We start from the raw sequence: 9,760 nt of genomic DNA, 5'->3' as shown, positions 1-9,760 counted from the left end.
TCATTTTCGACTCCGAGGAGAAATCTTGCACATCGACCCACCGCTCGTAAAGACACTCGATTCCTGGCCTTCGTTGAAAAAACACCTTCGGATGAATGAAGAGTGGCTGCAGTCGTTTGAATCATCTGACCTTCAAACTCTTGGCGACTACGCGAGCACGGGACGAATTGTTCACACATCCATATTGACGGGTCATGAGGAAGTGGTGAGTCATCCCTCGCGATCCGCGTTTCTAAGTGGGGCGCTCGAAACGACGTCGATAGCAAAGGTAATGCATGGGTGCCGACTGGCGCCTGCTGATACGGCACGTGATCAATTTGCGCTCGGAGTTCTCTATCGAGAGCTTTCGTTCTTGCAGACCGTATTGGTTGAATCCGAGTTCCCCGCGCGCTTTGGACGGAAGCTTTGCGGCATGTCGGTTGGATTCGCCGGTTGGTTGGGTCTTGCCGCCGCGGTGGGTGATTTGGTCGTTCTGGAGCGCTGGGCTTCTTTGGCCGTAGATGTGATGAGGCGCGGCTACTTGCGTGACGCCGATTCGCGCGGACTGTTGCAATGGATCTTGCGTTTGTGGTGCGATGTGCGGCGCATCGACTATCCGGGTACGAACTATCCGCGCTATGCAGTAGCAGAGGAAATACTGCAGAACTGGGACACTCAGGACTCCGAGACCCTCGGAAAATGGCTCGTGCAACTGTGCAATCAACATACTCGTTTGACTGGCGTTCAAGAGTTTGCCGATTTTTCAAATAGCTTCAGCCATTTTCCCGTTGAGGTGCTGATGTTGTTTCGGTTGCGAGAGCAAGCAGGCCTTGTGAATCCACAGGTCAATCACCCACTCATGAAATTCCCTTGGTCGCGCTTGTGGCCAATCGGACCTGCGGTACCAGACGAGCTGCTTTCTGGTCTGTACCATCGACTCGAGAGTGATGAAGGCCTAACGGTGCGAGGCTTGTATCGACAACTTTCCACTTCCTAGCGGGCATGTGTTCGCACGCGTTGTCTGATTCTTGCGCGGCACTCTCGCTCTTCTACGCGCTTAATGTCCGCGATGAAAATTGAATGACGGCGTTCGAAGCTGCATTCTCGCCAATCCTATTGATTCTCCAGATGCTAAAAAATAAGTTCTCCGCGCCAAGTCTTGCATTGCTGGTTGCGTTCTGGCTGGCCGGTTGCGCATACGACGGCGCTGGCTATCCCAAGCCCGAATACAACTATGCGGCCCAAGCAGGCGATTCGGAGTTCTTCTTCGAGTCCGAATTCGGAACCAACTCGCAGTTCAAAGCCAAGACAGAAGCCGTGCAGGACGGCGACGACTGCCTCGACACCAAACGGGTGGCGTACCTGCAGCAGATGGACTCCTACCTACGCAGAGCGGACGCGCCGGGCCCTTGGAAGATCGCGGCCCCTGCCGATAAGCCGATTCTGATCGCGGGTCAGTGGACGCGCTATTCCTCAGCTGGCTATGACTATCTGAGCCAGAGAAAGACCGTCATGCCGGCGACGAGTTGTCCCTGGGCGGCAAAGATCTTGACCCCGAAGCCCGGCGCGAGATACCGAGTGCACCTTTTCAAGGCCGGGCCAATGGCATGTTCACTTTCGGTGACTTCGATGGACGGCGCGCCGGTCGAAACGAAGGATGCGCCGAGCTGCGCGCGTCCGCCCAGATAACCCGCACCACAAGCAACCTGACGGCATGACCGCATGGCCGTTGCCCCTTTGCGCGCCGCGTAAGAGCACATTCCAAATGAACACCCAAAATAGACCGCGTGCGCGTGCGCTGTTGACCACGGCCATCCTCGGCCTGCCGTCGCTCGCGTCAGCCCAACTGGCGAGCACTCCCCAACCCTTCGTCGAACAGCAACGCCAGCAGGAACGCGAGCGCGCCCTGCGCGAGCAGAACGAGCGCACGGTCGACCTGCGGCTGCAGGCCGCACCGCCCGCACCCACTCAGCGCATCGCGGCCTCCGAAGCACCGTGCTTCCGCATCGACCGCGTGCTGCTGGTGGGCGAGCAGGCCGAGGCCTTCCAGTGGGCTGTTTCCGATTTGTCAGGTCCTGAAGGCAACGATTCACCTCTTGGCCGCTGCCTGGGCACCGCCGGCGTAAACGTGGTGCTCGCCCGCGCCCAGCAGGCGGCGATTGCGCGCGGCTTCGTCACCACCCGCGTGCTGGCCGCGCCGCAGGACCTCTCCACCGGCACCTTGACCCTGTCGCTGGTCCCCGGGCGCATCGCGGCCATCCGGACCACGCCTGATTCTTCCTCCACGCTGCTGGGCAGTTCCGCGTTGCTGGCTTCGGCCATTCCCGCCCGTCCGGGCGACCTGCTGAACCTGCGCGACATCGAGCAGGGCCTGGAGAACCTCAAGCGCGCGCCCACGGCCGAGGCCGACATCCAGATCGAGCCCTCGACCGCACCCGGTGCCAGGCCGGGCGACAGCGACCTGGTGGTCAAGTACGTGCAGGCCAAGAAGTGGCGCCTCACCCTGAGCCTGGACGACAGCGGCACCGAGGCCACCGGCCGCTACCAGGCCGGCGCCACGCTGTCGCTGGACAACCCGTTCGGCCTGAACGACCTGTTCTATGTCAGCGCCAACCACAACATCAACGGCCACGTCTTCAGCGATCCGGCCAAGGGCACCGAAGGCCAGACGGTGCACTACTCGCTGCCCTACGGCTACTGGATGCTGGGCCTCACGGCCTCCAACAGCCAGTACCACCAGCGCGTGGCCGGGTTGAACCAGGACTATGTCTACGCGGGCAAGACCAACAACGCCGAGGTCAAGCTCTCGCGCCTGCTGTACCGCGACCAGAGCCGCAAGACCACGCTGGCGCTGAAGGGCTTCCGGCGCGAATCGCGCAACTTCGTGGACGACACCGAGGTCGAGGTGCAGCACCGGGTGGTGGGTGGCTGGGAGCTCGGGCTGAACCACAAGGAGTTCATCGGCGAGGCCACCCTGGAGGGCACGCTCGCCTACAAGCACGGCACGGGCGGCTTCGGGTCGATCGCGGCGCCGGAAGAAGCATTCGGCGAGGGCAGCTCGCGCATGCGGCTGTACACGGCGGAGGTGAGCCTGAACGCGCCGTTCAAGCTGGGCGAAGAGAAGCTGCGCTACTCGGGCCTGGTGCGCGCGCAGTGGAACCGCACGCCGCTCACGCCGCAGGACCGCTTCGCCATCGGCGGGCGCTACACAGTGCGCGGCTTCGACGGCGAGACGAGCCTGATGGGCGAGCGCGGCTGGCTGATCCGCAACGACATCGGCTGGGCCATGGGGCAGAGCGGGGCGGAGCTGTATGTCGGTGCCGACTACGGGCATGTCGGCGGGCGTTCCACCGCGGACCTGCTGGGCCGCAGCCTCGCGGGCGCGGTCCTCGGGGTGCGGGGGCAGTGGAGCAAGCTCAGCTATGACTTCTACATGGGGGCGCCGATCCGCAAGCCCGAGGGGTATCGCACGGCCAAGACCACCTTCGGCTTCAACCTGAATGCGAGTTTCTGATTAGCGATCATGCCCAAGGGCACACCGAATTCGTTCTCGATGCGAGGCATCTGGCGCATGGAAGACCGCTGGGAAGTCACACTTATCCGGCAAGGCCAGCGCCATCGCCGCGTGTTCTTGCTCAGTACGCACGGTGGAGTTCGTGCTTCGTTGAAAGTCGCCAAACAATGGCGCGATGAGATCGAAGCCGAGAAGCCGCTCACGCCTCGCCATGTACAGGCAGCCAAGCCGCGCGTCGATTCGCCCAGTGGCATCGCTGGCGTGACTTGCATCCGTTGTACCCCCGATGGCAAACCGTCGATCTGGCGAGCACAGACGCGCATTGGTGATCGGAACGTCAGCAAGTCGTTCAGCGTCGGGCGCTATGGTGCCCGCGCGTTGGACCTGGCGATCTCCGAGCGTGACAAGCAACTCGAACAAATGAAGCAGTGGCTGGAGTCGCGCCATGCATGACCTTGGGCGCACCGTTATCCGCATGAATTTTGCAGCAGTCCACATTCCTCAGCGCCCTTGAGGTGCATGGGCACCGTAGAAAGCAGGAAGGACGATGGTGATCGACGAAGGATCGATATCCGACCGTTGCGGCGGTCTCTCCACCAGGCCATCCCGCAATTTTCATATGCACTGTCAAAAGTGATAGTTGTCGAATGACATACTTCGTCGCACCCTAGACGCAGATCCAGGCGGAGAACTTTTTGTGGGAGCAGGCCGCCCCTGGGTCCGACAGCTGTTCAGGGCGCAGTCACTCTTGCCTGGCACTGGTTCTGCTCCTATTCGAGCTCTTCAAGCCGGGGACTTCACATCCAACGATGCACGGCCTGAAAGCACGGCACCCAAAAGGATCTGTCATGGAACTCGACGCCCACGTAAACCGCCGCGAACCCGGTCCGCAGACCGTCGGTATGCCTGCATTCTTTCGCATGGCTGACGTGATTCGCATCACTGCACTGAGTCGCGCCACCGTATACCGAAGAATTGCCGAAGGCAAGTTCCCGCCTCCCGTGCACCTGGGAGGCCGCGCCTCTGGATGGCCGCGTGCAGCGCTTCAGCGCTGGATCGATGATCCGGACGGCTATTCGAATTCGCCCATCACGCATCCGAGTCGAATGAACTGAACGAAGCGAGACTCTCCGCGTCCTTCGCGGACCGGACTTCCCTAGCAGATTTGTCAGTTGTCCGAAGTCGAGCTTTGTCGCACGCTCGGCGCAACTCCATGCGGATAACAATTTTTAAGAACCGCCGGATTGGGCTGCGATTGCCGGGGCGAGTCCGAACGGCAGCGCTGCTCTGCTTTGTCCAGAGTCTTCAAGTCAGAAATTCAATGTCCGCAAGCACGCCGCCAAGGCTCGACCCAATTTCAAGGAGTTGTCATGCAATTGGAATCCCATGCCAATCACCGCCATGTTGATCTGTCGAGCGCGACAGGCCCCGCATTTTTTCGCATGGCCGACGTGATACGGATCACCGCACTGAGCCGCGCCACCTTGTATCGCAGGACTGCCGGATGCAAGTTTCCGCCTCAAGTGCATTTGGGCGGACACGCCTGTGGATGGCCGCGTGGGGCGCTTCAGCAATGGATTGATGATCCGGAGGGATATTCGAACTCTCGCGGACTGGTTGATCTAGCCGAGCCCGCTACCTGATGCAGGAGAATCTCGAGAATCCGCTTCGCCATTGGGACGGCCGGGAAGGCATCCCTGCCGCCATAGTCAAGAAGACGCGCGCGGCCTTCCTGGATGCGCTGCGGCAGGTGCGCGAGGCCAACAATGTGGCGGGCGCGGAAGACGCGGCCTATACCGAAGCGGTCGCCCGGGCGGTCTCGGAATTTCTCGAGGTTGTCGGCGCGCTCAACCGCAAGCACGAATTTCTCTACACGCTGGAGCGCGACGAGGTGATTGACGCCGTCGACATGCTTGCCGCGCAACTTTCCGAGGACGCACGAGCCGCGCTCGATCCCGCTCGACGACTGAGTCAACCACCCTTGGCTGTCGGGTGGCCCTGGGCAGCTAGGATGGCCGCGATCGGCCCAGACGGTGCGCTTTCTCGACTGGCGCGACGGCCAGATGCGCCATGGCAAGGTGGTCGCCATGAGGGACACGCAGGTGACTTTGCACGAGGAAGGCACGCGACGCGAGTGGAAGCTGCCCTATGCCGCCGTCGAACCACCGGATCCTGCAAGCCCGCCCGCAACGGCTTCTGCGCGCGCAGCACCACCGCGGAGCATGCCTTCACGGGGCGACTTCCGCTGCGGCGAGAAGGTCTCGTTCGACGACAGCTACCTCCAGCCGCAGGTAGGCGTCATCGTGCGCATCAACCAGCGCACCGCCACCGTCGACACGGGCAACGGGCATTCATGGCGAGTGCCGTTCCACATGCTGCGCCAGGTCTTCGACATCTTATGATTCGGCCGCGGTCAAGAGGGCCGTGAGCTGACGCTTACACAAAGATGAGCCGCGTGATCGTTTCAACGGCGCCATGCGACCCGTCCGCCTCGCTGGTGAGCGAAGTTCGGCGCATTACAAACCTCGGAGTTCTCGACGTGCGGGACCGCCTTTCCGCCGGGAAGCCCGTGTTCGACCAGGAGCTCTTCTTCCATCGTACAGAAGACGTCTTTGCAAAAGCGCTTGCGCTGCTTTCGGCTCTGGAGCGTGCCGGGCATCGGCCTCTTGTCAGTGAGGCTGGTCGGCCAATCGCTCCGCAGATCTTGCGAAACATTTTCCAGGCGTCCGAAGAAGAGGCCGAGGAATTTCGCCGGCTCGACGACTTGGGACATGGGTAGGCGAAAGCAGAATTGGCCAGAAGCAACCCTTCAACTGACCAACTCAAATCGCACCAATGCTTGAACTGAGACCTTCGGAGTTCCATCGCGTCGCTTCCTTATTCGACGATCTTCCGTACGGTCCCAACATCCCCAATTCCGTCATCGCCGGTATCGGGCGTGGCCGCGTATTCGCGAACGATCCGGCGCGGCCAACCGCGGCCCTCGTCTACAAGAACGGCGCCTGCACGCTCGCCGGTGCCGCCGACGTCCGAAAGACCAGATTGGGCGGCCCGCGGTCCTGAAGGCCCTGGAGTCAACCATCGAAGGGATGTTTCCAGGTGGCTTGGCAGAAGGTGTGATGGGGATGTCATCAAAGGCCTTGAGGCCAGCGGCTTTGTGGCCATCGGCGGGACGAAGGTCGACTACCTGGATGCAATGGCAACCGAGGCAACCGACGGTCTGTGGCCCTATATGCCGTTTTGCTTCGCCGAGCTGAGTACGAGCACTTTTCCCCGGAGACGCCTTGGCGATGGCATGTGCCGAGCCAGTTCGTGCTTTCGCATGTGACTGTTCTGGGACAGGTCAGATGGGACCGGCTTGCGGCTCGAGGTTCAAGTTGTCGGCCGAGCCCGTCACGGTTTCCACGTAGTTGAACGACGATTTCCTGTGCTTCGAGGGGCGACGCTTCAGAACGCTCTGATGCGCAAAATGCTTGCACAGGGGTTTGAGCACCACATCCAGTCGCGCAGCGCGGGTCAGAGGTGCGGCAAGAACACCTGGCAGAACTGCTCATACGCGGTCTGTGGCGAATATGTCCTGTCATGTGCCAAGTAGCCGTCCATGTCGCTCAAGAACTTGCGCGACTTCATTCGGCGCACCAGCTCTGCTTCGATGTTGGCAGCGCTGAACGTGCTGCCCTCCTGCCTCATATAGAAGCGGAAGGCTTCGCCGACTCGACCCGGGTTCACCTTGGAGACCGCATGGGGCTGTTGCGATGTCTCCCACGCCCAGACGATGTCGAACAGGTCTCGACCGTGTTCGCGCTGGAGCAGCGCGCGCAGCTTTGTGCCGAGCATCTCGTCGAGGTCGTATGACGCCACGGCAATGTGCCGTGCCGCGCCGGGCCCGGGAACCTGGACTTTGACGGTCACGAGAGGGAAGAAGCTCTTGTTCTCGTTGGTGTTGACCTCGACTTTGAGGTGGGCGAGCGCCGCGTCAGAACTCGTGGGGTCGTAGGTGTATGTGCTGCGGATGATTTTTGACTTGGCCACCAGGTTGCGAACAGTCAACTGAATGTCCGTCATCACCGACTCGACCGGATTACCAAGAAGCGGCTTCAGTACTCGTGTGAGTGCCTTCTTGATGTGGCCGGGCGGACGGTCGCCCACCAGCACCAAGTCGATGTCTTCCGAATACCTGCTCGCCGGTGCGAGGTGCGCCTTGTGAAGCACCGTGCCTCCGCGCATTGCGACTTGGCCCGTCAAGAACTTGTCCTCGAAGATGGCGGCCACGGCCTGGCTGATGAGGTAGTCCTGTTCAACCGCTCCACGGAGCCACTGGCCGCCACTGCGCTAGTTCCTGCACGCTGATCATCCTCGCATCTCCTTCAGTAGTTCGTGCTGGTTCGACGTGTACTCGATGGCCCATTTGCCGTCGACCAGGTGCATGGTGGCTTGGTCATCTCGGGGCGTGACCAGCGGCTGCACACTGCGCCGTTGCTGATGCAGCCAGCTGGCGACCGTATCTGCCAAGCGCCCCCCTCCGAGCTGGTCGAGCACGAACCCGAAGCGCTGGACGGCCGGCACTTGGTTCAGGGCCCTTACAGCGTCGCGCACGCCGACCGACGTCATCTTCGGTAGGAGGTCGTGGGCAATCCGAGCGACGGCCTCCAGTCCGCCCACGGTGTTTTGGTGTCGAATGAGGTCAAGCACGGTGGCTTCACGAGTGCTGATGCGCATGCGCGCCATCTTGGTCCGCTCGTGAACCACGGGGGTGTCGCCCAAGGCCTTCTTGACAACGAATTCCACACGCAGCTTGCCCACTGCAAGCGGCCGCCGAGGCCGGCTCACCATGACTTGAGTGGCTTGATAGGCGTAATGGGACGAACCCCAAAAGCGTGCGGCGCTCAGAAGGGCCAGGTAGTACGCTGGTTCCTGGTCGCGCATGAGGTCATCCAGCCACCAGTCGACTGGTGGGGCGCCATAGTGCGCTTGCTCCGGAGGTACGATGAGCCAGCGGGCCGCGTTCTTCTGGGCCAATACGATGCGTCCCGCCCTGGAAAGGCGCTGCAGCGCCATCTGGGACGCGGGGCCGCCCGGTTCGCGGCCCGTGTGGCGGGCGAACTCGTCTTCGCGGAACAGGTACCGAGCCTGCGACTGAAGATTGCGCAGCAACTCTGCGCTTCTTTCCTGCCCAACGGGGAAAGCTTGTGTGGGAGGCGTGGGGGCCAAAATGGAAGGCCTCTGAGTTCAAAAGCGTTTGCGAAAATTATCGTTTTTTGTATATTTACGCAAACGTTCTTGCGCCCGGACGTCGGGCACCTTTCGGTCACCGCACGCGTGAACACGGAAATGAGCTTGCACGTGCTGGCTTACAACCTGAAGCGCATGATCGCGATCCTGGGTATGAACCAAACGATGAAGGCGACAAGGCCTATTGGGGGAGTGAGGCTCTTCAATCGCCATTGCAACGCTTTCGGCGACTCAGGAGCATGCCAGGTCACCCGTTTCTGCGGCGAGGCCACTGGACGAGTGCGTGACGCCGATCACAGCTTCGCGGTCACCGAAGCTGTTTCCACACGACCTCGGCCACGAGCGGACTTACGTTCCATCGCCCCAATACTCGCGCCCGGCGGAAAGCTCAGGCCTTCCTGAGCGTTGTGTGCTCGGGTTACTGCGGGTAACATCTCGCCAGCACCATAGAAAACGGCCAACGAGCGGGTGCAAAAAAACATAAGCGGCGGTACTCCTCCGGGGAGACGCCTCGGGTAGTCGAGGGTTAGGGCGGTACCGGCTAATCAGGTCGCGCGCCCGTTGGAGGGAATCCGGATGCGAACCTGGGCGAAGGTACTCGATTGGGTTGGTGTTGCCATCTTCGGGATTGGCGCACTTGCGATGGCTCGCTATCCGCGGGCCTCACCGCTGGTCATGGTGATTCACTTGCTGCCGCTTGGCGCGGCACTGATTGCCTTTCGACAGGACTCCTCCCGCCTTGCCGTCGTGGTGGCACTCCTTCTCAACGGCCTGTGGATGGCCGGCTTGTCCGCAGGAATTACCTTCATCCTGTGGTCGCTCCCGCTCCGAGAAGGCTTCTTCATCGCGGTCTTCGTTGCCCTGCTGGCAATGCCTTGCCTGCTCAATCTTCTTGCCCTGACGGCATCCAAGAGGCGCGAGACGGCGGGTGCGCCCGCTTCCGAACACACCACTTTCGCGCCGGCGGAATGATGGCGGCAAGCAAGAACTCGTTTTCTGGCTTCAAGCGAGAGCTTGCGCTTCGCGGGCTGGCGG

At 61.4% G+C, this 9,760-nt stretch carries 13 protein-coding genes; 10 read left to right on the top strand and 3 right to left on the bottom strand.

Annotated features, from left to right (window positions below):
• The first annotated feature begins 25 nt into the window (after positions 1-25).
• The 6 genes from ACAM58_RS22470 (at position 26) to ACAM58_RS22445 (ending at position 5,136) form a co-directional block, all read left to right on the top strand.
• Entirely contained in the window at positions 26-976 is a 951-nt protein-coding gene (locus ACAM58_RS22470; protein WP_015867290.1) for a hypothetical protein, read from the top strand.
• 83 nt (positions 977-1,059) lie between these two features.
• The gene (locus ACAM58_RS22465) at positions 1,060-1,668 is read left to right on the top strand and encodes a hypothetical protein (protein ID WP_369663564.1); all 609 of its coding nucleotides are present in this window, start codon (positions 1,060-1,062) and stop codon (positions 1,666-1,668) included.
• A gap of 76 nt (positions 1,669-1,744) precedes the next feature.
• The gene (locus ACAM58_RS22460; protein WP_369663563.1) at positions 1,745-3,493 is read left to right on the top strand and encodes a ShlB/FhaC/HecB family hemolysin secretion/activation protein; all 1,749 of its coding nucleotides are present in this window, start codon (positions 1,745-1,747) and stop codon (positions 3,491-3,493) included.
• Positions 3,494-3,502: 9 nt separating this feature from the next.
• Positions 3,503-3,946 carry a hypothetical protein gene (locus tag ACAM58_RS22455; protein ID WP_150106815.1) on the top strand — a complete coding sequence of 148 codons (444 nt, stop codon included), beginning with the start codon at positions 3,503-3,505 and terminating at the stop codon, positions 3,944-3,946.
• Positions 3,947-4,341: 395 nt separating this feature from the next.
• Positions 4,342-4,608 carry a helix-turn-helix transcriptional regulator gene (locus tag ACAM58_RS22450; RefSeq protein WP_369663562.1) on the top strand — a complete coding sequence of 89 codons (267 nt, stop codon included), beginning with the start codon at positions 4,342-4,344 and terminating at the stop codon, positions 4,606-4,608.
• A 255-nt stretch (positions 4,609-4,863) separates the two neighbouring features.
• Positions 4,864-5,136 (top strand): AlpA family transcriptional regulator, encoded by a 273-nt coding sequence (locus ACAM58_RS22445; protein ID WP_015867285.1) that lies wholly within the window; start codon positions 4,864-4,866, stop codon positions 5,134-5,136.
• On the opposite strand, the gene ACAM58_RS22440 is transcribed toward ACAM58_RS22445, so the two are convergent.
• Positions 5,061-5,468, bottom strand: coding sequence for a hypothetical protein (locus ACAM58_RS22440; protein ID WP_018907265.1), 408 nt, complete (start codon positions 5,466-5,468; stop codon positions 5,061-5,063). The genes ACAM58_RS22445 and ACAM58_RS22440 overlap by 76 nt on opposite strands.
• 58 nt (positions 5,469-5,526) lie before the next feature.
• Between ACAM58_RS22440 and ACAM58_RS22435 the strand changes: the two genes are divergently transcribed.
• From ACAM58_RS22435 to ACAM58_RS22425, 3 genes are read left to right on the top strand one after another with little or no spacing between them, the layout of a single operon-like run.
• Positions 5,527-5,895: a hypothetical protein gene (locus ACAM58_RS22435; protein ID WP_369663561.1), complete on the top strand. Its 369-nt coding sequence runs from the start codon at positions 5,527-5,529 to the stop codon at positions 5,893-5,895.
• A 44-nt stretch (positions 5,896-5,939) separates the two neighbouring features.
• The gene (locus ACAM58_RS22430) at positions 5,940-6,272 is read left to right on the top strand and encodes a hypothetical protein (protein ID WP_369663560.1); all 333 of its coding nucleotides are present in this window, start codon (positions 5,940-5,942) and stop codon (positions 6,270-6,272) included.
• A gap of 56 nt (positions 6,273-6,328) precedes the next feature.
• A complete protein-coding gene (locus ACAM58_RS22425; RefSeq protein WP_150106814.1) occupies positions 6,329-6,556 on the top strand; it encodes a hypothetical protein in 228 nt (75 codons plus the stop codon).
• Positions 6,557-7,009: 453 nt separating this feature from the next.
• On the opposite strand, the gene ACAM58_RS22420 is transcribed toward ACAM58_RS22425, so the two are convergent.
• Positions 7,010-7,765, bottom strand: a complete 756-nt coding sequence (locus tag ACAM58_RS22420) for a nucleotidyl transferase AbiEii/AbiGii toxin family protein (protein ID WP_015867284.1) — start codon at positions 7,763-7,765, stop codon at positions 7,010-7,012.
• Between the two features lie 78 nt (positions 7,766-7,843).
• Positions 7,844-8,647, bottom strand: coding sequence for a type IV toxin-antitoxin system AbiEi family antitoxin (locus tag ACAM58_RS22415; protein ID WP_018907261.1), 804 nt, complete (start codon positions 8,645-8,647; stop codon positions 7,844-7,846).
• Positions 8,648-9,301: 654 nt separating this feature from the next.
• Here ACAM58_RS22415 and ACAM58_RS22410 point away from each other — a divergent pair.
• Positions 9,302-9,697 (top strand): hypothetical protein, encoded by a 396-nt coding sequence (locus ACAM58_RS22410; protein WP_015867282.1) that lies wholly within the window; start codon positions 9,302-9,304, stop codon positions 9,695-9,697.
• Positions 9,698-9,760 lie beyond the last annotated feature (63 nt).

Source organism: Variovorax sp. V116, from assembly GCF_041154435.1.
GTDB lineage: Bacteria > Pseudomonadota > Gammaproteobacteria > Burkholderiales > Burkholderiaceae_C > Variovorax > Variovorax paradoxus.
Note: the sequence above shows the minus strand (reverse complement) of the source record. Positions and strands in the feature narration are given on the sequence as shown.